Source organism: Mesorhizobium sp. B2-3-2, from assembly GCF_006442295.1.
Classification (GTDB): domain Bacteria; phylum Pseudomonadota; class Alphaproteobacteria; order Rhizobiales; family Rhizobiaceae; genus Mesorhizobium.
In genome coordinates, this window is record NZ_VFWA01000003.1 from 249,142 (window position 1) to 272,899 (window position 23,758).

23 protein-coding genes and 1 pseudogene are annotated in these 23,758 nt (G+C 64.3%); 11 read left to right on the plus strand and 13 right to left on the minus strand.

Translation table 11 applies throughout. The annotated features are described in order from the left end of the window. Positions 1-105 precede the first annotated feature (105 nt). Positions 106-1,008 (plus strand): phosphotransferase family protein, encoded by a 903-nt coding sequence (locus FJ964_RS09910; protein WP_140550219.1) that lies wholly within the window; start codon positions 106-108, stop codon positions 1,006-1,008. On the opposite strand, the gene FJ964_RS09915 is transcribed toward FJ964_RS09910, so the two are convergent. The 3 genes from FJ964_RS09915 to ilvD all read right to left on the minus strand — a co-directional run bounded on the left by FJ964_RS09915 (position 1,005) and on the right by ilvD (position 5,334). Then, positions 1,005-1,928 carry a DMT family transporter gene (locus FJ964_RS09915; RefSeq protein WP_140550220.1) on the minus strand — a complete coding sequence of 308 codons (924 nt, stop codon included), beginning with the start codon at positions 1,926-1,928 and terminating at the stop codon, positions 1,005-1,007. The two genes, FJ964_RS09910 and FJ964_RS09915, sit on opposite strands and share 4 nt — an antisense overlap. A 103-nt stretch (positions 1,929-2,031) precedes the next feature. Then, positions 2,032-3,312 carry an amidohydrolase family protein gene (locus FJ964_RS09920; RefSeq protein WP_140550221.1) on the minus strand — a complete coding sequence of 427 codons (1,281 nt, stop codon included), beginning with the start codon at positions 3,310-3,312 and terminating at the stop codon, positions 2,032-2,034. Between the two features lie 177 nt (positions 3,313-3,489). Beyond that, on the minus strand, positions 3,490-5,334 hold the full coding sequence (gene ilvD / locus FJ964_RS09925) for a dihydroxy-acid dehydratase (protein ID WP_140550222.1): 1,845 nt from the start codon (positions 5,332-5,334) through the stop codon (positions 3,490-3,492). A 270-nt stretch (positions 5,335-5,604) separates the two neighbouring features. On the opposite strand from ilvD, the gene FJ964_RS09930 reads away from it, so the two are divergent. Next, entirely contained in the window at positions 5,605-6,072 is a 468-nt protein-coding gene (locus tag FJ964_RS09930; RefSeq protein WP_140550223.1) for a VOC family protein, read from the plus strand. A 50-nt stretch (positions 6,073-6,122) separates the two neighbouring features. Here FJ964_RS09930 and FJ964_RS09935 read toward each other — a convergent pair whose 3' ends face one another. From FJ964_RS09935 to FJ964_RS09955, 5 genes are all read right to left on the minus strand, one after another. Then, on the minus strand, positions 6,123-7,715 hold the full coding sequence (locus tag FJ964_RS09935; protein WP_140550224.1) for a peptide chain release factor 3: 1,593 nt from the start codon (positions 7,713-7,715) through the stop codon (positions 6,123-6,125). 30 nt (positions 7,716-7,745) lie between these two features. Next, positions 7,746-8,024 (minus strand): DUF1127 domain-containing protein, encoded by a 279-nt coding sequence (locus FJ964_RS09940; protein ID WP_140550225.1) that lies wholly within the window; start codon positions 8,022-8,024, stop codon positions 7,746-7,748. Between the two features lie 136 nt (positions 8,025-8,160). Next, entirely contained in the window at positions 8,161-8,892 is a 732-nt protein-coding gene (gene mddA, locus FJ964_RS09945) for a methanethiol S-methyltransferase (protein WP_140550226.1), read from the minus strand. A gap of 154 nt (positions 8,893-9,046) precedes the next feature. Then, positions 9,047-9,580, minus strand: coding sequence for a hypothetical protein (locus FJ964_RS09950; protein WP_140550227.1), 534 nt, complete (start codon positions 9,578-9,580; stop codon positions 9,047-9,049). Positions 9,581-9,596: 16 nt separating this feature from the next. Further along, the gene (locus FJ964_RS09955; protein WP_140550228.1) at positions 9,597-9,878 is read right to left on the minus strand and encodes a DUF4242 domain-containing protein; all 282 of its coding nucleotides are present in this window, start codon (positions 9,876-9,878) and stop codon (positions 9,597-9,599) included. Between the two features lie 204 nt (positions 9,879-10,082). Here FJ964_RS09955 and FJ964_RS09960 point away from each other — a divergent pair, with 204 nt between their 5' ends. Together FJ964_RS09960 and FJ964_RS09965 are read left to right on the plus strand one after the other, a co-directional pair. Then, the gene (locus FJ964_RS09960; protein ID WP_181172420.1) at positions 10,083-11,891 is read left to right on the plus strand and encodes a winged helix-turn-helix domain-containing protein; all 1,809 of its coding nucleotides are present in this window, start codon (positions 10,083-10,085) and stop codon (positions 11,889-11,891) included. 110 nt (positions 11,892-12,001) lie between these two features. After that, positions 12,002-13,075 carry an FAD-binding oxidoreductase gene (locus FJ964_RS09965; RefSeq protein WP_140550230.1) on the plus strand — a complete coding sequence of 358 codons (1,074 nt, stop codon included), beginning with the start codon at positions 12,002-12,004 and terminating at the stop codon, positions 13,073-13,075. On the opposite strand, the gene FJ964_RS09970 is transcribed toward FJ964_RS09965, so the two are convergent. The 3 genes and pseudogenes from FJ964_RS09970 to FJ964_RS09980 all read right to left on the minus strand — a co-directional run bounded on the left by FJ964_RS09970 (position 13,069) and on the right by FJ964_RS09980 (position 15,661). Further along, positions 13,069-14,442, minus strand: a complete 1,374-nt coding sequence (locus FJ964_RS09970; protein ID WP_140550231.1) for an amidase — start codon at positions 14,440-14,442, stop codon at positions 13,069-13,071. The genes FJ964_RS09965 and FJ964_RS09970 overlap by 7 nt on opposite strands. Positions 14,443-14,614: 172 nt before the next feature. Further along, a complete protein-coding gene (locus tag FJ964_RS09975) occupies positions 14,615-15,406 on the minus strand; it encodes a class II glutamine amidotransferase (protein WP_140550232.1) in 792 nt (263 codons plus the stop codon). Between the two features lie 14 nt (positions 15,407-15,420). After that, a pseudogene (locus FJ964_RS09980) lies at positions 15,421-15,661 on the minus strand (DUF6356 family protein). Between the two features lie 116 nt (positions 15,662-15,777). Here FJ964_RS09980 and FJ964_RS09985 point away from each other — a divergent pair. From FJ964_RS09985 to FJ964_RS10005, 5 genes are all read left to right on the plus strand, one after another. Continuing rightward, positions 15,778-16,248, plus strand: a complete 471-nt coding sequence (locus tag FJ964_RS09985) for an Lrp/AsnC family transcriptional regulator (RefSeq protein ID WP_140550233.1) — start codon at positions 15,778-15,780, stop codon at positions 16,246-16,248. A 97-nt stretch (positions 16,249-16,345) separates the two neighbouring features. Next, positions 16,346-16,831 carry a dUTP diphosphatase gene (gene dut, locus FJ964_RS09990; RefSeq protein WP_140550234.1) on the plus strand — a complete coding sequence of 162 codons (486 nt, stop codon included), beginning with the start codon at positions 16,346-16,348 and terminating at the stop codon, positions 16,829-16,831. Then, on the plus strand, positions 16,831-17,490 hold the full coding sequence (locus FJ964_RS09995; RefSeq protein WP_181172421.1) for an HAD family phosphatase: 660 nt from the start codon (positions 16,831-16,833) through the stop codon (positions 17,488-17,490). Before dut ends, FJ964_RS09995 begins: the two co-directional genes overlap by 1 nt. 149 nt (positions 17,491-17,639) lie before the next feature. After that, positions 17,640-18,440 (plus strand): oxaloacetate decarboxylase, encoded by an 801-nt coding sequence (locus tag FJ964_RS10000; protein WP_140550236.1) that lies wholly within the window; start codon positions 17,640-17,642, stop codon positions 18,438-18,440. A 13-nt stretch (positions 18,441-18,453) separates the two neighbouring features. After that, on the plus strand, positions 18,454-19,452 hold the full coding sequence (locus tag FJ964_RS10005; RefSeq protein WP_140550237.1) for a proline racemase family protein: 999 nt from the start codon (positions 18,454-18,456) through the stop codon (positions 19,450-19,452). A gap of 11 nt (positions 19,453-19,463) precedes the next feature. On the opposite strand, the gene FJ964_RS10010 is transcribed toward FJ964_RS10005, so the two are convergent. Together FJ964_RS10010 and FJ964_RS10015 are read right to left on the minus strand one after the other, a co-directional pair. Next, positions 19,464-20,177 carry a sulfate transporter family protein gene (locus tag FJ964_RS10010; protein WP_140550238.1) on the minus strand — a complete coding sequence of 238 codons (714 nt, stop codon included), beginning with the start codon at positions 20,175-20,177 and terminating at the stop codon, positions 19,464-19,466. Between the two features lie 309 nt (positions 20,178-20,486). Next, on the minus strand, positions 20,487-21,389 hold the full coding sequence (locus FJ964_RS10015) for an EamA family transporter (protein ID WP_140550239.1): 903 nt from the start codon (positions 21,387-21,389) through the stop codon (positions 20,487-20,489). A 197-nt stretch (positions 21,390-21,586) separates the two neighbouring features. On the opposite strand from FJ964_RS10015, the gene FJ964_RS10020 reads away from it, so the two are divergent. Together FJ964_RS10020 and FJ964_RS10025 are read left to right on the plus strand one after the other, a co-directional pair. Next, positions 21,587-22,579: an adenosine kinase gene (locus FJ964_RS10020; RefSeq protein ID WP_140550240.1), complete on the plus strand. Its 993-nt coding sequence runs from the start codon at positions 21,587-21,589 to the stop codon at positions 22,577-22,579. A 463-nt stretch (positions 22,580-23,042) separates the two neighbouring features. Next, a complete protein-coding gene (locus FJ964_RS10025; RefSeq protein WP_140550241.1) occupies positions 23,043-23,744 on the plus strand; it encodes an antitoxin Xre/MbcA/ParS toxin-binding domain-containing protein in 702 nt (233 codons plus the stop codon). The last annotated feature ends 14 nt before the right edge of the window (positions 23,745-23,758 follow it).

Consider the following 23,758-nt stretch of genomic DNA (forward strand, 5'->3'; position numbering starts at 1 on the left):
TTTTGTCCTGTCCGCCATGCCCTAAATTGGTCTCGCACGGATGATAGCCAAAGCACGAATTTTGTGGAACCGTCGCTGCGACAAATAACAGCGGGGGAAGCGGGCATGACAATGGACGAGGCGCGGACAAAACTTGCCGCCATTCCCATGCTGGCCGGCTATAGCGGGCCGCTGGAGCGGCTCGGCGGCCTCACCAACCTGGTTTTCAAGGCGGGGGACTTCTGCCTGCGCATTCCAGGCAAAGGGACCGAGGAATACATCAACCGCGCCAATGAGGCGGTGGCTGCGCGCGAGACGGCTAAGGCAGGCGTCAGCCCCGAGGTGCTGCATGTCGATCCGGGTACCGGGGTGATGGTGACGCGCTTCATCGCCGGAGCAGTGACGATGTCGCCGGAAAAATTCAGGGTTCGGCCGGGCAGCCCGGCGCGTGCGGGCGAGGCCTTCCGCAAGCTGCATTCGTCCGGTGCGGTGTTTCCGTTCCGTTTCGAACTGTTCGCGATGATCGACGACTATCTCAAGGTGCTGTCGACCAAGGAGGTCGCCCTGCCCACCGGCTATCATGACGTGGTGCGCGAGGCCGGCGGCGTGCGCGCAGCCCTGTCGGCCCACACGCTGCCCGTCGTCGCCTGCCATTGCGACCCGCTGTGCGAGAATTTTCTCGATACGGGCGACAGGATGTGGATCGTCGACTGGGAATATTCAGGAATGAACGATCCGCTCTGGGATCTTGGCGACCTCTCCGTCGAAGGCAAGTTCGATGCCGCGCAGGACGAGGAGATGATGCGGGCCTATTTCGGCGGCGAGGCGAAACCGGCAGAGCGCGGCCGCATCGTCATCTACAAGGCGATGTGCGACCTGTTGTGGACCCTGTGGGGACTGATCCAGCTCGCCAACGACAATCCCGTCGACGATTTTCGGGCCTATGCCGACGGTCGCTTCGCGCGCTGCAAGGCGCTGATGGAGACGCCGGAATTTTCGCGGCACCTGGCGGCGATCCGCGAGGGCTAATTCACACCCTTCGGCACGTTTTCAGGCGGCACCGTCGTGTCGACCACTTTCTGGCGGTGGAAGATGAACAGGCCGGCCAGCACGACGATGCCCGAGCCGATGAGGATGCGCGGGCCGGGAACGTCGCCGAAGAACGCCAGCCCGAAGACCACCGCCCATAGAAGCAGCGTGTAGTGCAGCGGCGCCAGCGTCGAGGCCGGCGCCAGCTTGAGCGCCCGCGTGATCATCAGATGGGCGCCGCAGGAGACGATGCCGAGCAGCAGCATGGCGCCGAAATCGAGCGCCGACGGCGTCTGCCAGGCGCCGATGGTCAGGGCGCCGCCGACCAGCAGCGTGCCGATGGTCTGCCATGTCACCAGATTGGTGTCGCTGGTGCCGCGCAGGCGCCGATTGAGGATAATGGCGAAGGCGAAGGCAATGCTGCCCGCAAGCGCGAAGCCCGACGACAGCGAGAAAGCCGCCGAGGAGGGCTTGAGCATGATCAGCACGCCGCAGAAGCCGAGCAGGATCGCCATCCAGCGGCGCCAGCCGACCTTCTCGCCAAGCAAGAGATGCGAGAGTGCCGCCACATAGATCGGCCCGGCCATGTAGAAGCTCATCACATCCGCAAGCGGCAGATAGACGACGGCGGCATAGAAGAGCGCGGTATCGAGCGTGGTCATGATGACGCGTAGGACCTGCAACTCGGGCCGTTCCATGCGGAACAGCTTGGCGGCGCCCTGGTGGGCGATCATCGGACCGAGCACGAAAAACGCGCCGATCGACCTGATCAGCACCACCTGGCCGACGGAAAAGCTGGCGACAAGCCATTTGCCCATGGCGTCGTTCAGCGCAAACAGGAAGTCGCCGGCCAGCATCAAAAGAATGCCGGCCAGAAGCACGTTCCTGATGGTGGAATTCTGCGCCACGGGTTGCGTCATGCCGATCCCGATTCCTGTTCAAGCCGCGTCGTAGACGGAAGCGGCCGCCTTGACGAGGAGAAATCCGGGAATCGGCAAGGCCAGCGCCGGGAATCGGCTGGGTCTAGGACGATACGTGCCGCCGGTTCACCAGTGCCGGCCTGCCGGGGATGGCAAGCCGGGTGTCCTGCCTGGTTCGTTCCGCCACCACCTTGCCCCTGGCGACGACGCAAATGCGTTCGGGGCGCAGGCGAATGGCCTCGACCGGATTGCCGGCGTCGAGGACGACCAGGCTTGCGCGCTTGCCGACGGCGAGGCCTAGATGATCGAGCCCCATGATGGCGGCATTGACGTTGGTGACCATGTCGAAACAGCGCGCCATGTCGGCCGGGCTCGACATCTGGGCGACGTGAAGCCCCATGAAGGCGACGTCGAGCATGTCGGCGGTGCCCAGCGAATACCAGGGATCGAGCACGCAATCCTGGCCCCAGCCGACGCGGATGCCCAGCGCCAGCATCTCCTTGACCCGGGTCATGCCGCGGCGCTTGGGAAACGTGTCGTGGCGCCCCTGCAGCATGATGTTGATCAAAGGATTGGGGATGGCTGAGACGCCGGCCTCGGCGATCAGCGGCAGAAGCTTCGAAACGTAGTAATTGTCCATCGAATGCATCGAGGTGAGATGCGAGCCGGCCACCTTGCCCTGAAGGCCGAGGCGCTGCGTCTCATAGGCAAGTTGCTCGATGTGGCGCGACAGCGGGTCGTCGGTCTCGTCGCAATGCAGGTCGACCATCAAGCCGCGTTTTGCCGCGATCTCGCAAAGCTCGGTCACTGAGCGCGCGCCGTCGGCCATGGTGCGCTCGAAATGCGGAATACCGCCGACGACATCGACGCCTAGATCCAGCGCGCGGATGGTGTTTTCCCGTGCCCCGGGCGAGCGGTAGAGCCCATCCTGCGGAAAGGCGACCAACTGCAGGTCGATATAGGGCGCCACCGCCTTCTTGACGTCGAGCAGGGCTTCGACCGCCAGCAGCCTGTCGTCGCAAACATCGACATGGGTGCGGATGGCGAGCAATCCCATCGACACCGCCCAGTCGCAATAGGCGAGCGCGCGATCGCGCACCGCCTCATGCGTCAGAAGCGGCTTCAGTTCGCCCCACAGAGCGATGCCTTCGAGCAGCGTGCCCGAGGCGTTGATACGCGGAATGCCGTAGGAGAGCGTCGCATCCATATGGAAGTGTGGGTCGACGAAGGGCGCAGAGACCAGATTGCCGCGCGCGTCGATCGCCGTGCCGGCGTTGCCATCGAGCTTCGGCTCGATCGCCGCGATCGTCTCGCCGACGATGCCGATGTCGGCAACCCTTCCGTCAGGCAATGTGCCGCCGCGAACGATAAGGTCGAAGTCCATCTGTCGTCATCCCCTTGAAGGCACTGGCTCCCCCTTCTCCTGTTGTGGGAGAAGGGGGCCGAGCGAAGTTCAGTCGGATGAGGGGTAGTTCCAGCTCGGCAAGACGGCACCAGCACCCCTCAACCGTCTTGGCGCTACGCGCCAATCCACCTTCTCCCACAACGGGAGAAGGAAAGGCTACTCCGGAACGTGCCTCACCGCACCCTTGTCGGCGCTGGTAGCGAAGGCGGCGTAGGCGCGTAGTGCGGTCGTCACCTTGCGCTTGCGTTTTTCTTCGGGCTTCCAGGCCAGGGCGCCCTTGGCCGCCATCGCCGCCCGGCGGCTGGCGAGCTCCTCATCGCTCACGGCGAGGCGGATCGAGCGGTTGGGGATGTCGATTTCGATCGTGTCGCCTTCCCGCACCAGCCCGATCGTGCCGCCTTCGGCGGCTTCAGGCGAGACATGGCCGATCGACAGGCCCGACGTTCCGCCGGAGAAGCGTCCGTCCGTGATCAGCGCGCAAGCCTTGCCCAGGCCCTTCGATTTCAGATAGCTGGTCGGATAAAGCATTTCCTGCATGCCGGGGCCGCCGCGCGGTCCTTCATAGCGGATGACGACGACGTCGCCGGCCTTGATCTCGTTCGACAGGATCGCCTTGACCGAGGCATCCTGGCTTTCGAACACCCGCGCCGGGCCGGTGAATTTCAGGATCGACTCGTCGACGCCGGCCGTCTTCACGATGCAGCCGTCGAGCGCCAGATTGCCTTTCAGCACGGCAAGGCCGCCGTCTTTGGAAAAAGGCGTCTTCGCCGAGCGGATGACACCCGTCTCGCGGTCCAGATCGAGCTCATCCCAGCGGCGGTCCTGGCTGAAGGCGACCTGCGTCGGCACGCCGCCGGGCGCAGCCAGGAAGAAATCGCGCACGTTCTGGCTTGAGGTGCGGGAAACATCCCAATGATCGAGCGCCTCGCCGAGACTTGATGTGTGCACGGTCGGCAGGTCGCGGTTGATCAGTCCGGCCTGGTCGAGCTGGCCGAGGATCGCCATGATGCCGCCGGCGCGGTGGACGTCCTCCATGTGCACGTCCGACTTGGCCGGCGCCACCTTGCACAGCACGGGCACCCGCCGCGACAGCCGGTCGATGTCCTCCATGGTGAAGTCGACCTCCCCCTCATGCGCCGCGGCCAGGATGTGCAGCACGGTGTTGGTAGAGCCGCCCATGGCGATGTCGAGCGTCATGGCGTTCTCGAACGCGCCTTTTGAAGCGATGCTGCGCGGCAGCGCCGTCTCGTCGTCCTGCTCGTAATAGCGCTGGGCGAGATCGACGATCAAATGTCCGGCCTCGACGAACAGCCGCTTGCGGTCGGCGTGCGTCGCTAGTGTCGAACCGTTGCCGGGCAGCGACAGGCCGAGCGCTTCGGTCAGGCAGTTCATCGAATTGGCGGTGAACATGCCGGAGCAGGAACCGCAGGTCGGGCAGGCCGAGCGCTCGATGACCTTGACGTCCTCGTCGGAGATCTTGTCGTCGGCGGCCGCGACCATGGCGTCGACCAGGTCGAGCGCCTGCGCCTTGCCGGCGAGCACCACCTTGCCGGCTTCCATGGGCCCTCCGGAGACGAACACGGTCGGGATGTTCAGGCGCAGCGAGGCCATCAGCATGCCGGGCGTGATCTTGTCGCAATTGGAGATGCAGACCATGGCGTCGGCGCAATGGGCGTTGACCATGTATTCGACCGAATCGGCGATCAGCTCGCGCGACGGCAGCGAATAGAGCATGCCGTCATGGCCCATGGCGATGCCGTCATCGACGGCGATGGTGTTGAATTCCTTGGCGACGCCGCCGGCCTTCTCGATTTCGCGCGCGACCAGCTGGCCGAGATCCTTCAGGTGAACATGGCCCGGCACGAACTGGGTGAAGGAGTTCACGACTGCAATGATCGGCTTGCCGAAATCGCTGTCCTTCATGCCGGTAGCGCGCCAGAGGCCGCGGGCGCCGGCCATGTTGCGGCCGTGGGTGGTGGTGCGGGAGCGATAGGCAGGCATGAATTTTCCTTAGCTGGCCGGCGGCGCTCGATGCGGAGCGTGGCGGCCCTGAATATGGATCGCAGGCGTTATAGACCGGCAATTATTGTCTGGCCACATTTTTGCAATGCGCCAGATTCTCCAGAAAAATTCAGAGTTTGCGAAAAAAGATCGCCTCCCCTGTCGGATCGCCTGCCGGACGCCCGTCCTTGGATCAACGGCAAGGGAGTGGGACCATTTTCTCAGACAGCCGTTCCGTTGTAGCAGCAAGAAGCAACCGAGGAGCACGACATGCAAAAGATCACCACCTGCCTGTGGTTCGACGGCCAGGCCGAAGAGGCGATGAATTTCTACGTCTCCATCTTCAAGAATTCGAAGGTGCTGAGCGTGATGCGTTGGCCCGAAGGCCACGCCGATGAAGGCAAAGTGCTGGTGACCACGTTCGAACTCGACGGCGTGCAGTTCCAGGCGCTGAACGGCGGACCGCAATTCAAGTTCAACGAGGCGATGTCGCAGTCGATCGACTGCAAGACGCAGGAAGAGGTCGACTATTTCTGGGAAAAGCTCACCGAAGGCGGCGAGCCGGGCGTCTGCAGCTGGCTGAAAGACAAGTTCGGCGTCTCCTGGCAGGTCGTGCCGGAACAGCTGCCGCGCCTGCTCCAGGATCCGGACCGGGAAAAGGCCGGCCGGGTGATGAGCGCGATGATGAAGATGGGCAAGATCGACATCGCCAAGATCGAAGAGGCGGCGAAGGGGTGAGAAGTGCGCGATCTTGCCTTCTCCCTTGTGGGAGAAGGGAGGAATGCTCCTTACGCCGCCTTGTCGCGGACCTGGTAATCCTTGATCGTGGCGAAGCGGATCGCCTTCCAGCGCTCCGCCTCGTAGTTCAGCGAGAAAGCATGCTGGGCGAGGAACACCGGGTCGTTGTCGAGGTCGCGGGCAATGTCGCCGCGATGGGCTTCGATGAAGCGCTGCACTTCCGTCTTGTCGTCGGCCGATATCCAGCGGCAGACCGAAAAGCGCGACATCTCGAATTCGACCGGCAGCGTGTATTCGAAGTTCAGCCGCTCCTTCAGCACGTCGAGCTGCAGCGCACCGACGACGCCGACGATGGCCGGCGAGCCGTCTTCGGGCGAAAACAGCTGCACGACGCCTTCCTCGGCCATCTGGTGTAGCGCCTCCTTGAGCTTCTTGGCCTTCATCGCGTCGCCCAGGCGCACGCGGCGCAGGATTTCCGGGGCGAAGTTCGGCACACCGCGGAACAGAATTTCCTCGCCTTCGGTCAGCGTGTCGCCGATGCGCAGCGTGCCGTGGTTGGGGATGCCGACGACGTCGCCGGCAAAGGCCTCGTCGGCGGTGACGCGGGTGCGGGCGAAGAAGAATTGCGGCGCAGACAGGCTCATCGGCTTGCCGGTGCGCACCAGCTTTGCCTTCATGCCGCGTTCGAGCTTGCCCGAGCAGACGCGTACGAAGGCGATGCGGTCGCGGTGGTTAGGATCCATGTTGGCCTGGATCTTGAAGACGAAGGAGGTCATCTTCTCCTCGGTCGCCTCCACCATCCGGGTGTCGGCATCCTGCGCGCGCGGCGGCGGCCCGAAAGCGCCGAGCGCCTCGATTAGGTCGCGCACGCCGTAATTGCGCAGCGCCGAGCCGAAATAGACCGGCGTCAGATGGCCCTCGCGAAAGGCGTCGATGTCGAGCGGACGGCAAGCTTCGCGCGCGAGCTCCAGCTCCTCGATGAAGGCCTCGCGCTCGTTTTCCGGCAACAGGCCGGCTACGCGGTTGGAATCGGGACCGTTGACGGGCGTGCGCTCCTTCTCGTCGTCGCCCTTGCGCACGGCGTTCAGCGCCAGGTGGTAGGTGCCCGAAAACGTCCTGCCGCGGCCGATCGGCCAGGTAATGGGCGCGGTATCGAGCGCCAGCTTCTGCTCGATCTCGTCCAGTATCTCGAAGGGGTCGCGGCTTTCGCGGTCCATCTTGTTGACGAAGGTGATGATCGGGATGTCGCGCAGCCGACAGACCTCGAACAGTTTCAGCGTGCGCGGCTCGATGCCCTTGGCGGCGTCGATGACCATGACCGCCGAGTCGACCGCCGACAGCGTGCGGTAGGTGTCGTCGGCGAAATCCTCGTGGCCGGGCGTGTCGAGCAGATTGAAGACATTGTCCTCATACTCGAACGTCATCACCGAGGTGACGACCGAAATGCCGCGTTCGCGCTCGATCTTCATCCAGTCCGACCGGGTCTGGATGCGGTCCTTCTTGGCCTTGACCTCGCCGGCGAGCTGGATGGCGCCGCCGAACAGCAGCAGCTTTTCGGTAAGCGTCGTCTTGCCGGCGTCCGGGTGGGCGATGATCGCGAAAGTGCGGCGGCGCGATACCGCCTGTTCGATGTCTTCAGCCAATTTATGGAATCCTGTCTGTGGCGCGGGCTTCTAGCAGCGCTTTCCCGGCCTGTCGACGGTTTTGGACCGACGGCGACTGATGTCCCGGTCGCCGAACCAGGTGATCGACTGGATTTCGGAGCGGTTGATGCCGATGTCGCGCAGCAGGTAATCCGGCAATTCGCAAAGCCGTGCACGGTCGCGCCGAATACGGATGATGCGGGTGATGGCGCGAAGGACGGAAAGACATAATTCGGGGGCCGCTGTGACGAGCCGCGAGCTGACGGAACGATTGACGATGAGATCCGGTTCTGTATGTCCTGTTGTCATAGCTGTGTTTCCTCTTGTTCAAATGACGGGAGAGCGCACGCCGCGTTGGCGCGGCGACGGGTCGCTGTTAGGCACGAGATGGTTGCAAGGACCGCGGGCGGTCGTCGCCCGCCGTTTGCTGGCGAATGGCCGCTGCTCAGGCCGACTTGCGCCAGGGGATGAGCATCGAGACACGCTCGCGGTAACGCCGATACTCGTCGCCAAACATTTCGATCAGGTCGCGCTCTTCGAGAAAGATGCCGACCAAGATGTAGGTCGTGGTCACGGCGGCAAAGAAGAGGTGGCCGAAAGTCATGATCGGCGCCATCCAGAACGCGATGATAAAACCCAGATAGATCGGATGGCGGACAAATTTGTAGAGCACCGGCGTCCTGAAACGCACCGAGGGCATGTCGCGACCGACGAAGTTGTTGGCGACCTGATGCAGGCCGAACAGCTCGAAATGGTTGATCAGGAAGGTGCTGGTGAAGACCAGCACCCAACCGACGAATGACATGCCGAGGATCATCGTGGCTACGGTCGGATCGGTGACCTGCCACAGCACGGCCGGTATCGGGCGCCACTGCCAGAACAACAGGTCGAGCGCGAGGCTTGCGAGCAGCACGTAGGTGCTGCGCTCGATCGGCGTCGGAATCCGGCGCGTCCACCATTTCTTGAACTGCCTGCGGGCCATCACGCTGTGCTGGACCGCGAAGAGGCTCATCAGCAGGACGTTGACGATGAGAGCCTCGGCAAGCGGAGCAACCGCTCCGGTGTCGATGGCCTTGGGAACGACCAGGCCGCTTACGAAGCCGATGGCGTAGACGATCGTGCCAAAGAATAAGAGATATGCGGCCAAGCCGTAGATGAATGCGAAAATGCGACCCATGGTCGATCTCCTTCCAAAGTTGATGGCTGTTGGCCGCGTCGGTCGGACGACGAGGCCCTCGACGGGAGCAACGAACCCTCCGGCGACCATCCAGATGGCCGCGAGACACCGGGAGGGCCACGCAATGCCCCTCCCAGGCGCCGCGTGATGCCCCTCAAGACATGTCGTGTTCGCAGCTCACATAAGGGTTCCAGTCGGCGAACATGCCGACAGGGTTATGCCGCCAGTGCCAGACGTGTAGCTCGTAGTAGGGGTCCACAGGATGGACGCCCACCGTGGTCTTGCGCTGGAGGGTGCGGCCGAGGAACTCGGGAACGCCCTTCCCCTTCCAGTCCTTCTCGAAGACGATGTATTCCATGCCGACAAGCTGCATGGATCCATCCTGTTCCGGCTCGTAGGTCAGCACGTCCGGCTCACCCAGCACCAGCTTGCCGTCTCCGGCCCGCGCGGGGTTGATGAAATGAACGCCCATCGTGCCGTGCTCGTCATGGGTGGTGCATTCGAACAACTGCTGGTAACCCTCGGCCTTGGCGACCTCGATGTTGACGTACCTGGACGCCATTTCCCGGGACCGGTTAAGCGCCGGATCTGGCGTATCGTGGGCATCCGCGGAGCCACAGGCGAGCGCGGACGCCCAGATGCCTGCGGCCAAAGCCGTGCCGAGCATCAGATTTGCGAGGAGTTTCACGACAGAGCCCTCCCCGTCAGGCGCCGGCATGTGCCGTCGTCGGATCGAACAGGCGCTTGACCTGCGTGATCTTCGTGGCCGGAAAGCCGCTCATCTTGGCGTGGCGCTGGATGATCTCTTCATCCTTGGCGAGGTAGACGCAGAACGTCTTGTCCTCGGCGACGAAGGATTCAACCCACTGAATTTCCGGGCCGAGTTCTGCGAGAACGGTGTTCGAGACCCTGGATGCCTCGCGAAGCTGCTCGCGCTCGAAAGTACCGACCTTGGGAATTGCGCGTTCGATGATATACTTTTGCATGTCCGTAGTCTCCTTGTCTGGGGTTCAAATGCCGCCGAACGGGCGATCGTGCCGCTACCGGTGACATTCCTGGGATCACTGCGCTAAAGTGCAGCTTGGCTCGCCAGGCACACGGAGAATTACGGGAGGGGCGGCCAACAGTCCTTACGGCGCCCTTACATTGTTCTGATCCCTTGCCTATTGTTGCAGGAGGAAATGCTGTCGATGGGGGTCTATAGTTTCGGCGATTTCGAGCTGAACGAGGAATCGCGCACTCTTCGTCTCACAGGCAGAGAGATCGAGGTGCAGCCGCTGGTGTTCGATTTCCTGGCTGTTCTGCTGCGGTATCGGGACCGTGCCTTGAGCAAGGAAGAATTGCTCGAAACACTGTGGCCGGGAGTCACGGTAACCGAAGCCTCGTTGCAGCGCGTTGCCAGCCTCGCTCGCACCATCCTGCGCCAAGGCGGCATGGAAACGGCGATGCGCAACCTGCCACGGTTCGGCTACCGGATTTGCCTCGACCGACCGGCCTCTTCCAATCCAAACTCGAGCCCGGTCGACCCAGGTGCCGTGATCGCCGGATCGCAGATCTTGCGTGCACGCGCGGCAGCCACGGCCAGGAAATGGCAAGAGGCCGTGGCCTGTTTCGTCGAAGCGGATGCCCAACGGCAGGTTCTCACCGCCGATCTTGAGGAATGGGCGCTGGCTCTGGAGTGCATGGGGCGGCCATCCGAAGCCATTCCGCAGTTGACGCGTGCGGTGGCGGCCCATAGCGCCGCCGGAGACCGACTGCGGGCGGCTTCCCCGGCGATCACGCTTGCGCGGATACACCTTGAAAGAGGCGAACTCCCAGTGGCGAAGGGCTGGCACAAGCGCGCTGCACAGTTGATCGATGCGGCCACCGACAGCCGGGAGCATGGCCTGTGGTGCTGGATGGGCGCGCGCATCATGGGCGCGGAAGCCCAGCCTGAACAGGCGCTGGCGTTGGCCGAACAGGCATTCGAAGTCGGCAAGCATCTCGAAGATCCGGTCGTGGAATCGCTCGGGCTGATCTATCGCGGGTTCTTCAAGCTCTGCCTTGGGGAAACCAAGGCCGGCGAGGAGGACCAGGACTTCGCGGCTGCTCTTGGTCTGTCGAGCGACATTGATCCCATCGTCGGCGGCATTCTCTATTGCAATATACTGTGGGCCTGCCGGAGTTCCGGCGACTGGGCGAGAGCCAATCAATGGACGCTCGGCTACGAACGCTGGTGCAAGGGACACGGGCTCGACGACCTGTCGGGCTCGTGCCGGCTGCACCGCGCAGAAGTGCTCGGAGTGCACGGAACGCTGAAGGAGGCCGAGGCGCTGGTGCGCGCGGCTATCGACCAGCTTGCGCTCGACGCGCCTTGGGCAACGGGCGATGCATTGCGTGTTCTCGGCGATATTCATCTGGCTGCCGGTGATCTCTCCGAGGCGGAGGTGGCCTATCGCGCATCTCACGCCGCAGGCTGGGATCCGCAGCCAGGCCTTGCCCTGTTGCAGCTGGAACTGGGACAGTCCGAGGCCGCTTTCGCCGCTCTCGAGCGTTCCCTTGTCGGAAGCAGCTGGCCGACCCTGCAGCGCAAGGGGCTGATTCTCGCCACGCTTGCCAAGGTGGCGGCAAGGACAGGCCGGCCGGAGCGCGCGAAGGAGGTCATCGCCGAGTTGGAGAGTCAGCCACAGCGCTGGCCCATGGCATCGATCCGGGCGCTGACGGCGGAAGCCAAGGCCGAACTCTTTTCACGCGAAGATCGTTTGGCCGATGCAGCCCGCGAACTGCAGATCGCTTGCTCGCGCTGGAGCGAGATCGGTTCGCCGATCGGTGCCGCCGATGCCCGTCTGTCGCTCGCGGCGCTGCTTATCCAGCTTGGTGATCGCACCGGCGCCGAGCTGGAACTCGGCACCGCGCTGGCCGCTGCAAGGAAAGTCGGCTCCTCACGGCTCATGCGGCGTCATGACGAGCTGAAGCGACTGCTCGCCGACGTGCAGAAAGAACCGCTGGACAGCGCGTAGCTCTCGCAAAGCGGATCGCCATATCCGCAACCGGCGCCAGTCCTGAACTCACCCTTGAGATCGAACCGATGCGATGGCATGACGGAACAACTCCCATCAAGGGCCAGAGCATGAGCAGCGCGAAGGAAGTGGTCGTCATTGGCGCCGGTATCATCGGCGCTTCCATCGCCCGGCACCTGACCACGGCCGGGGCACGGGTCACCGTCGTTTCCCAGAGCGGCGCCGGCGGGGTCGCCACGCCGAATTCCTTCGCCTGGATCAATGCCAGCTGGGGCAATCCGGAAGTCTATTTCCGGCTGCGCGCCCGCGCCATGGCAGAGTGGAAACGGCTGGCAAACGAGCTGCCCGGCCTGCTGCTCGCCTGGTGCGGCGGGCTGTGCTGGGACTTGCCGGCGGACAAATTGGAGACCTATGCGGCGGAGCATTCGTCCTGGGGTTATGGCATCAGGCGCGTCGACCGCGCCGGCGCGGCTGGCATCGAGCCCAATCTCGCCGAGCTTCCCGACTTTGCCGTGCATGTCGCCGAGGAGGGTGTCGCCGAGCCGGTCGCCGCAACGAAAGCGCTGCTGGCCGACGCCGAACAGCGCGGTGCGCGCATCGTCTCCAGCACGGTTATGGGGCTTGTTCAGACCGGGGGCAGGACGACGGGCGTGGACACCGCCCATGGTTTGCTCGCCGCCGACGAGGTGGTGATCGCGGCCGGCGTCGGCTCGCCGGAGATTGCCGCGACGGCCGGCATAAGGCTACCGATCGAAATACCGCCCGGCCTGATCGTTTATTCGCGGCCTTACAAAAAATTGCTCAACGGGCTGGTGCTGGCCGAGCGGCTACACATGCGCCAGACGGCGCAAGGCCGCATCATCGCCGGGTCCGACTTCGGCGGTGCCGATCCGGGGATGGATGCGGCGGCGACGGCGCGCGAGCTGTTTGCGGCGCTGCAAGCGATGCTGCGCGGCGGTGACGGCCTGGAGCTCGATTTCCATACGGTCGGTTACCGGCCGACGCCGATCGACGGCTTCCCGATCATCGGCCGCGCCGAGGGCATGGACGGCCTCTATATCGCGGTGACGCATTCCGGCATCACGCTGGCGCCGGCGGTCGGCTTGTTCGCCGCGCGCGAAATCCTCGACGGGGAGCGCGATCCGCTGCTGGCGCCCTACGGGTTGGGTCGGTTCGCTCAATAGTTTGGTGGACGGCTGAAGCCGCCGGTCAACGGCGCCACAGCCCTGGCAATAGCGAGCAGCCGTGATTCCGACCAGCGTTTGCCGACCAGTTGCAGACCGATCGGCAGGCGGTCTCGGTCCTGTCCGTACGGTATCGAAAGTGCCGGATGGCCACTGTAATTGAACACCGCGCCATAGGCCGGGAGCATCCAGTAGTTTTGGTCCTTGCCATCGACCTTGACCGGTGCGCCGGGCTCGCAATGAGGAAACGCGCTAGTCATGGCCACCGGGCAGAGCAGCGCGTCGCAACTGTCGAAGAAGGCGTCCCACGTGAGAATGGATTTGTCGCGACGGGCGAGCGCTTCGAACCAGCGCGAGACGGGGGTCGGCTGTTCCGGCGGCCCGGGTTGCGCCGCCTCCATCATCATGCCAATCAGAGCTCCGCCGTGCCTTAGATCATCACGCAGATCGAGCTTGGGCAGTTTCGCTTCCTCGACAATGGCACCAGCCGATTGCAACTGCCCTGCAAGGTTGTCGACCGCTGCGCTGATATCGCCAGCCACCGGGAAGCCGGGAAACGACGACGCGAAGGCTATGCGTAGTGTCTTGAGGTCGAGCTTCGGCATGTCTTCGACCGGCACCGGGGCGACATCGGTGTCGCGCCCGTCCGCTCCGGCGATGATTTGATAGATCAAGGACAAATCGTCCACGCTGCGCGCCAGCGGCCCGAGACAGGACATCAGCCGGACGCTGCGCGCGGCGCCGCCAGGGTCCGGAAAAGCGCCGGCCAGCGAGACGCGATGCTCCGTTGGTTTCAGGCCATAAACACCGCAAAACGCGGCGGGGAGACGGATCGAATCCTGCATGTCGGTGCCGACATCGAACGGTGTCATCCCGGCGCAAATCGCGGCCGCAGCGCCGCCGCTGGAACCCCCTGCGGTGCGCTCAAGATTCCAGGGGTTGCTGGTCCGGCCGAACAGCGGATTTTTCGATTGCCAGTCGGACAGCAAGCTGGCGACATTGGTCTTGGCCATCAGCACGCCGCCGGCCGCCTTCAGCCTGGCGACGACCGGGCTGTCTTCTTTCGCCGCATAATCGGCGAAAGGCGGGAAGCCGACCGTGGTCGTCATGCCTGATGTCTGGTGCATGTCCTTCAGGGCGAACGGGATGCCGTGCAGCGGTCCGAGCGCAGCGCCGCGCGCCAGTGCTGCGTCGGCCTTCTTGGCTTGGCTGCGAGCCCCTTCCCTATCGAGGGAGATGACGGCGTTGACGGCTTCGTTGTGCGCATCGATCTGCGCCAGGTGGGCGTCGAGTGCTTCCACGGCCGAGATTTTTCGCGCGGCGATGGCGGCGGCCAGCTTGACGGTCGAGGAAAAAACGAGATCCATGGTGAATGCTCCGGCTTGCACGCGCTCGTCCGATCAAGATGGCGGACAGCGGTGCGACTTCAAGCGGAGTTGAGCAGTCCGAAAGCCATTGTGCTTGACCGGAATTGCTCATGTCTGTGAGGTCGGCACCCTACGACGCCCCCTCTGTCCCGCGACATTGCGCAATCTGCAACTACACAGCCAGTGCCAGCCTCGCGGCCGGCGCAAACGGCCGAATATTCATGCCGTCCCTGGTCATGGTGACGAAGCTCGATGGCGGGATCGCCTGCCAGTCGCCGCCTTCACGGTCGAAGGGTTCGGAGACGATGCAGCGGCCGCCGCCCTTGGCGGCGGTATAGAGGGTGGGCGCATGGTCATCCGTGGCATAGCGGACCGCGTGGAGCGCCTGCCCGTCGGAAAGGGCGGCCGTCAGCTTCAGCGCCGGCTCGATGCCGACACGCCGCGAAGCCTCCAGCACGCGGCTGGTGGCACGGGCGACGGCGCCTTGCGGATCGGCGGCCAACCCTTCGTCGATCATCAGGAGAAAAAACAGCTCGGAATCGGTAGTGCCCTCGCGCTGGTCGAAGACGGCGTCGGACAGCGAATTTTCCAGCGCGCGGCGGATCTTCTCGAAGCCGCCGATCTGGCCGTTGTGCATGAACGACCAAGGCCCCGAGATGAAGGGATGGCAGTTCATGCGGCTGGTGGCGCCGCCGGTCGAGGCGCGCACATGGGCCAGGAACAATCCGGATTTGATCTGCCGGCACAAGCTCTTCAGATTGGGATCGGACCAGGCCGGCAGGATGTCGCGGTAGAGGCCGGGCTCGGGCCGGTCGCCATACCAGGCAAGCCCGAAACCATCGCCATTGGTCGGCGACTTGGCTTCCTCGGCGCAATGGCTCTGGGCGATCAGCGAGTGGCAGGGCGCCGTGAGGATGTCTTCGAGGAAAACCGCTTCACCGAGATAGGCCGCCCACCGGCACATCGCTTCTTCCGTTCCTAAGCGCGATCCGGAAGAGCCTTGGGCTCCTTGACCGCGTGCGAACCTCTGTTGTGCGTCCGCTCGTAAAGCTCGCGGACGATTCGGCTGGCGGTAGTCTCGAACAGAAATGGCAAGAAAGCGTGAACGAGGGCGGCCCCGGCGGCCGTGCGAGGAAAACCAGGCGGCAAAGGCCATGTGACCGAAATAGGTCTCGCCGACCTTGGCCGGATGGGAGGTGAAAATCCTTGCGACCGACATGCTGCTTCCCCTTCAGCGCTTGAAGTTCCCGATATCGGGTATCCTGGCACGGTTCGTCGGTTCATCGGTCTCAAAATGTCCTTGTATTTTGCTTGTTCGCGGGACAAACATCCCACATGGCCATCGAAATCGACGAAATCGATCGGAAATTGCTCGCCGAATTGCAACGCGACGGCACGCTGTCTGTCGACCAGCTGTCGGAGCGGGTTGCCTTGTCGCGCAACGCCTGCTGGCGGCGCGTCAAGCGGCTGGAGGAGGATGGCGTCATCACGGGCCGGGTGGCGCTGGTCGATGTGGAGAAGCTCGGGCTCGGCCTCTCCGTCTTCATCCTGGTCCGCACCTCCAACCATGATCCCGAGTGGTTGCAGAAATTCCGGGCGGCGGTGACCGGGTTTTCCGAGATCACCGGCGTCTACCGCATGTCCGGCGACCTCGACTATGTCCTGCGCGCCCGCGTCGCCGACGTGAAGGCCTATGACCGGCTGTACCAGCGGCTGATCGCCAAGGTGGCGCTGTCGGACGTTTCGGCCTCCTTCGTGATGGAGGAGATCAAGGAGACCACGGTGGTGCCGATGGAAGTGCGCTAAGGATTGGCTCCGGCCATAGTGATGCCCGAAAGAAAGCCGTTGATAGGATCGCGGGCGAATTGACCGAATCGGCAATCGCGCCGATAGGATCGATTTTATGCGCGCAGCCATCCAAAATTCCTCCGTCATCGGTCCGACCGTCGGCTTCGTCAGGTTGCCGCATGCGGAAGGACTCCCCCTCCCTACCTATGAAAGCACCGGCGCGGCCGGCATGGACCTGCGCGCGGCGGTGCCCGACGATCGGCCGCTGCTGATCCTGCCGGGAAAACGCGCTCTGGTGCCGACCGGACTGATCCTGGAAATCCCCGAAGGCATGGAAGGCCAGGTGCGGCCGCGCTCCGGCCTTGCCTTCAAACATGGGCTGACCGTCCTCAACACGCCGGGTACGATCGACAGCGACTATCGCGGCGAGGTGAAGGTGCTGCTGGTCAATCTCGGCGACGAGGATTTTGCGGTGACGCGCGGCATGCGCATTGCCCAGATCGTGTTCGCCGCGGTGACCCAGGCGGGCGTCGAAGAGCGCGCCCTGGCAGGCGGCACGGCGCGCGGTTCGGGCGGGTTCGGCTCGACCGGCACGGCCTGATGAACATACCGAAACTCGTCATCTTCGACTGCGACGGGATCCTGGTCGATACCGAGAACCTGGCCAACCGGCGCCTGGCCGAATGGCTGAGCGAAGCCGGGTATCCCACCAGCTTCGAATATTGCCGCAAGAACTTCTCCGGCCGCAGCATGGTCTCGGTGCAGAAGCAGATCGAAGAAGAGACCGGCATCAGGCTCGGCGCCGACTTCGTCGAGCGCTGGAACGCAGGGCTGCCGGACCTGTTCGCCCATGGGGTCGAGGCGATTCCCTATGTCCGGGAGTTCGTCGAGGCGGTCCGCGCGGCCGGCATCGCCTATTGCGTGGCCACCTCGGCCAGGGTGTCGAAGATGCACATCACGCTTGGCCAGACCGGCCTGCTGCCGCTGTTCGAACACGCGATGTTTTCCTCGACGATGGTCGCGCGCGGCAAGCCGTTTCCGGACCTGTTCCTGCATGCGGCCAAGACGATGGGCTTTGCGCCTGCTGACTGTATCGTCATCGAGGACAGCGTCGCCGGCACGCAGGCCGGCATTGCCGCCGGCATGCGGGTATTTTCCTATCATGGCGATCCCTACAGCGACCGTGACGGCTTGATGCGAGCCGGCGGCATCCTGTTTGACGACATGCGCACACTGGCCGGACTGGTGCCGATCCACTGATCGGCGCCGGTTTTGACGGGTTGCAGGGACGCGCCGAGGAATTGTCAGCAGAGAACGCGAAACGCTTCTGAGCCAACCGCATTCGTTTGCCCGGGCAAGGCGGCCGAGCTAAAATCCGCCATCGCACTCAGCACGATGGGGGAGCTTCCATGGACAAGGGCAAGATCTTTCGCGACCTGCATGCCTCGACCTTCGTCATGCCCAATCCTTGGGATGTCGGCACGACGAAGCTGCTTGGATCGTTCGGTTTCAAGGCCTTGGCCACGACCAGCGCCGGCTTCGCCTTCTCGCGCGGCCTGCCGGACGGCGCGGTGACCTTCGATCAGATGATCCATCATTGCCGCGAGGTGACAGCGGCAACCGAGTTGCCGGTTTCGGCCGATCTCGAACGCGGCAAGGGCGACAGCGCCGAGCAGGCCGCCGAAACCATCTTCGCGGCTGAAGCCGCCGGCCTTGCCGGCTGCTCGATCGAGGACCACACCGGCGACCCGAACAAGCCGATCTATGATTTTTCGCACGCGGTGGAACGCGTCGCGGCGGCGGCGGAAGCGGCCCGCGCGCTGAAACGCGATTTCGTCTTCACCGCGCGGGCGGAGAACTTCCTCTGGGGCAAGTCCGACCTCGACGACACGATCAAGCGGCTGCAGGCATTCGAGAAGGCGGGAGCCGACGTGCTCTACGCGCCGGGCATCGGTGACGTCGAGATGGTGCGCACGCTCTGCTCGGCGGTGAGCAAGCCGGTCAACGTCATGGCAAGGCCCGACTTCACCATCGCCGATCTGACCAAGGCCGGGGCAAAGCGCGTTTCGCTTGGGCCGTGGTTGACCAATTTCGCTTATGGCATGCTGGAAACGGCGGCGCGCGAGATCCAGCAGGACGGCACGTTCGGCTTCACCCGCGCCGCCATGCCCTTCGGCAAGTTGCAGGCGCTGTTTGGCAAATCGGGATAAGCGGGCCGAACACATGACGCTGACCGTCGTCGACATGCACACCGGCGGCGAGCCGCTGAGGATCGTCACCGGGGGCTATCCCGATATCCCGAAGGGCACGATCCTGGAAAAGCGCGCCTATGTGCGCGACCATCTCGATCATCTCCGGAAAATCCTGATGTTCGAGCCACGCGGCCATTACGACATGTATGGCGCGCTGCTGGTCGAGCCCGATTTGCCGGGCGCCGACCTTGCCGTGCTGTTCATGCACAATGAGGGCTATTCGACCATGTGCGGCCACGCCATCGTCGCGCTCGGCCGCTATGCCGTCGACGAAGGGCTGGTGACCAAGCAGGAACCGGTGACGATGGTCAACATCGAGGCGCCCTGCGGCATGGTCGTCGCTTCGGTCGAGGTGCGCGAAGGCAAGGCCGGTGCTGTGTCGTTCGAAAGCGTGCCGGCTTTCCTGTTCGCACGCGACCGCAAGATCGAGCTGCCCGGCTACGGCGCGATAGGCTTCGACATCGCCTATGGCGGCGCCTTCTATGCACTGGCCGACTGTCACCAGTTCGGGCTTGAATTCGGCCGCGACCGGGTGCGCGATTTCGTCGACGCGGCGACGGCGCTGACCGAAAGGCTGAAGAGCGGGTTCCCCTTGTCGCATCCCGACCATACCGACCTCGCCTTCCTCTACGGCACCATTTTGACGGATGGGCGGGACGCGTTTTCGGATGAGCCGACGAAAAACGTCTGTGTCTTCGCCGAGGCGCAGGTCGACCGGTCGCCGACCGGTTCCGGCGTGACCGCGCGGCTGGCGGCGATGCATGCCAAAGGCGAGATCGCAACAGGCCTGACGCGCACCTTCGAGAGCATCGCCGGCTCGCGTTTTTCCGGCGCGGTGGCGCGGACGGCGAAAGCCGGACCGCATGAAGCGATCATCGCCCGCGTCGGCGGCCGCGCCTACTATTGCGGCCGGGCGGAATTCATCGTCGAGCCCGACGACGAACTGGGGCGCGGCTTTCTGCTGCGGTAGGGATTGGCGCATCAACGGGACGGCTTGCTCCGCCGATCGGGCCGGGCCGAGATCGCCTTGTGCAGATGCACCATCATGGCTGCGGCGAAGAGCGGCGTCACCAGGTTGAGCACCGGCACGGCAAGGAAGGCCGCGATGACCAGGCCGGCGAGAAAGACCGTCCCGGCATGGTTTCGGCGCAAGGCCCTGGCCTCTTCTTCCGGGCGGAAACGCATGGCGGCGAATTCGAAGAATTCGCGCCCGAGCAGGTAGCCGTTGACGATGAAGAAGGCGGCGATGTTGACGCCCGGCACCAGCAGAAGCAGCAGGGCGACGATGTTGCCCAGAACGACGATGCCGAAGAACTTTATCGCCAGCACCAGCGAGCGCAGCGCCGGCATGGCGCGGCCGGGCGGATCGCCGGGATAATCGGTACGCTCGACCACGTCGGCGATGTCGTCGAGGAAAAGGCCGGCGACGACGGCCGTCACCGGCGCTATGAGCAGCGCCATGCCGAAGGCAAGCGCGATGGCCGCGATGATGCCCCCCAGCCAACCGGCCCAGGACGGCAGGCCGGGAAACAGCGTGTGCAGCCACGGCAGCGCCAGCCACTCGACGAGGCTGGTCAGCCCGAACCACAAGGCGACCAGCGCAAGCACGGTCAGGCCTAGCGTCTTGAGGAAGACGGCGCGGAATTCGGGCGAGAACAACTGGCCGGCGGCGGCGCGGGCGGCGCTGGAGATCACGGTGCTTCCAACCTCACTTCGAACGCCGGGAGGATAGGCAGCAGGTCCACCCGTCACAAGCCTCTGTTGCCATGGCAATCGCTTGAGGCTCGAATTCTCCGCATCCACCCTCTTCGGAGCCTCGGCGCCGCCCCCTCATCGCCCTGCCGGGCACTTCTCTCCGTATAGTGACGGGAGAAGGGCTGGCCGCACGCCGGCGCCTACATTGCAACGTTGCGGCTTGGCGAAACCGGCGATGACAGAAGATGCCGGCAGGCAGGGTGAGGGGCGGTGCCAACTTCGGCGATTGAAGGCGATTGCCCTGCCTGCCTATTGTGCGAGCGCCGGCTTGCGGGTGGGAACGGTCATGGCCGCGACCCCGGCGACGACGAAGGCCATGCCGAGCCAAGCCGTCGAACCCAGGCTTTCGCCGAGGAAGACTGCGCCGATGCCGACGCCGATCGGCACGCGCAGATAGGCCTGTGACGTGGTGCCGACCGAGCCCAGCGTGTGGATCAGGCGGAAATAGATGACGAAGGCCAGCGCGGTCGAAAACACGGACAGGCCGAGCAAGGCCAGCATCGACGCCGCCGACGGCGCGAGCGTCCAGGGCTGGTCGACCAGAAGGCTGAGCGGCACCAGGATGACGGCGCCGCAGAGCATCGAGCCGGCGGCGGGCAGCATCGGGTCGAGGCCCTTGAAGCCACGGCCGAAGATCGCCGCCCCCGCATAGCAGACCGTTGCAAGGACGATGGCAAGCTGCGCCCAAAGTTCATGGCCGAGACCGCCCAGCGCCTGCGTGCCCACGATGAGGCAGATGCCGGCAATGCCGGCGCCGACGCCGATCAGTTTGCGCAGCGTCACCGGTTCATGGCGGGTGATCAGCGCGGTCAACAGGAAGGTGAAGATAGGCGACGTCGCGTTGAGAATAGTGGCGAGGCCGGCATCCACCGAGCGCTCGGCGGCGGCGATCAGGGTGAACGGGATGACGCTGTTGAGGCACGCCTGGAAGGCAAAACGCCGCCAGCTCGCCGCATCGCCCGGCATGGCAAGCCCGCGCCAGCGGATGATGGCGAACAGGATGCCGCCGGCGATCAAGGTACGGGCGGCGATGAACGTCACCGGCGGGATCGTCTCTACGCCGATCTTGATGAAGGTGTAGGAGGCGCCCCAAAGCACCGCCAGGACGGCGAGCAGCGCCAGATCGGTGTTCATGTCGTTTCTTGCAGGCATGGGCTTGCCGCCTTCGGGCAGGGATCGAAAGGCCCTTCTTAGGCAAAGCCGCGATGAAATGCTTCGGCCACGGTCGAATTGTCGTAGCGCCTGACCGTAGCGGCAACGACAGAAAATCCGTTGCCAATTTTCAGGGTCATGCTGTAGACCCGCGCGGGCATGGCAAGAGGCCGGCGCGGATTTTGGCGGAGACATTGATGCCGGACTATGACGTGCTTTGCATCGGCAACGCGATTGTCGACATCATCGCCCAGTGCGAAGAAGAATTCCTGGAGACCAACGGCATCATCAAGGGCGCGATGAACCTCATCGACACGAGGCGCGCCGAGCTGCTCTACAGCCGCATGGGCCCGGCGATCGAGGCGTCCGGCGGCAGCGCCGGCAACACCGCCGCCGGGGTCGCCAGTTTTGGCGGCCGCGCCGCCTTCTTCGGCAAGGTTTCCAACGATGCTTTGGGCGAAATCTATGCCCACGACATCCACGCGCAGGGCGTCGCCTTCGACACCAAGCCGCTTCAGGGCGAGCCGCCGACGGCGCGCTCGATGATCTTCGTCACCCCCGACGGCGAGCGTTCGATGAACACCTATCTCGGCGCCTGCGTCGAGCTCGGGCCGGAAGATGTCGAGGCAGACAAGGCGTCGGGCGCCAAGGTCACCTATTTCGAGGGCTATCTGTGGGATCCGCCGCGCGCCAAGGAGGCGATCCGGCAGACGGCCAAGCTGGCGCACGCGGCGGGCCGCGAAGTGTCGATGACCTTGTCGGATTCGTTCTGCGTCGACCGCTACCGCGACGAGTTCCTCGAGCTGATGCGCTCGGGCACCGTCGACATCGTCTTCGCCAACAGCCATGAGATCAAGTCGCTCTACCAGACCTCGTCCTTCGACGAGGCGCTGGCCCAGATCCGCAAGGACTGCAGAATAGCCGCCGTGACGCGCTCGGAAAAAGGCTCGGTCATCGTGCGCGACGACGAGACCGTGGTCATCCAGGCGACCGCCATCAAGGAGTTGGTCGATACGACGGGCGCCGGCGACCTCTACGCCGCCGGATTCCTGCACGGCTATACGCAAGGCCGCGACCTCAAGACCTGCGGCGACCTCGGCTCACTGGCAGCCGGACTGGTGATCCAGCAGATCGGGCCGAGGCCAAGGCAGAATCTGCGTCGCGAGGCCGAGCTGGCGGGATTGCTGTAGGGTAAACCTGCCGATCTCCCCCCATGTGGGGGAGATGGCCGGCAGGCCAGAGGGGGGCGCTGTCCCGCCAGCCTCTCCAGGGTTCTACACTGCCACCAAGCCCCAAAATGAACGGTATGAACGCACAGTCCATGTCGGGGCGCCGATCCGAAGAGCATAGGCATGCGGAAGGGAACCACCGCAACGTAGCAATCCTTCGCGCCCCCCTCTGCCCTGCCGGGCATCTCCCCCACGAGGGGGGAGATCGGCAGCTTCACCGTCGCGCGGCTGTCACACATCGCTCCTACACGCAAATCGGGGCGCACTGCGACTGACATTTCAGGACGCCCGCAGCCAGTTGGGGTGTCGAAAATGCGAGACAGCAAGCTGTCGGGTCGCTGCATCTGTTGCCGTTGCGATTTCCTCTTCCACCGTTGAACAAACGGCCGCAGTCGGGGAGGAGTGCGGCCGAGAAGACAGATGCATGAACAGATTTCAGACACCCGGCATCACGCAGGACGACTTCGCCGACATGGTCGCGGAGAAGGTCGAGCGGGCGCTCGCCCACTATGACGAGGCCATCAACAAACCCACCATCGTCTCGGTTGGCAAGATCGCCGGCAGCATAGCGTCCGCCGTCACCTTGCTGTCGCCGAAGCACCAGCGCGCCATCGATGCCATCCATGCCGACCTTCCGGGGCTGGCGTCGAAATTCGTGCGTGCGCTGGCCGCGGAAGCCGCGCGCCGCAGCGAAGCCGGCACCGCGGGCGCCCCAAACCCGTCGGCGGATCTCGGCGGCCCCGCCTCCCCGCTTCCGCGCACCCAGTCCGACGACCTCGAATCGATGCTGATCGAAGACTGGGCCGGGCGGGTCGCCGGTTCGACCTATCTGGAGGAACACCTGCGCATCGCCCGTTCGACCCTGCACCGCTGGCAAAGGCGGGGCGAGGTGGTCGCCTTGCGCAAGGGCGGCCGCAAGCACGTCTTCCCGCTGGCGCAGTTCGTCGATGGCAGGCCGGTGGCGGGCATTCGAGACGTGCTGTCGTTGATCGGCAATCCGAGGCTGGCGTGGCTGTGGCTGACCCGCCCCTCCGCGCTGCTCGACGAGCGCATTCCCATCGACCTGCTGCGGCAAGATCAGGTTGAGGAGGTCATCAAGGCGGCGCGGGGGTTTTCCGCGGGTTAAGCGCGATCAGATCC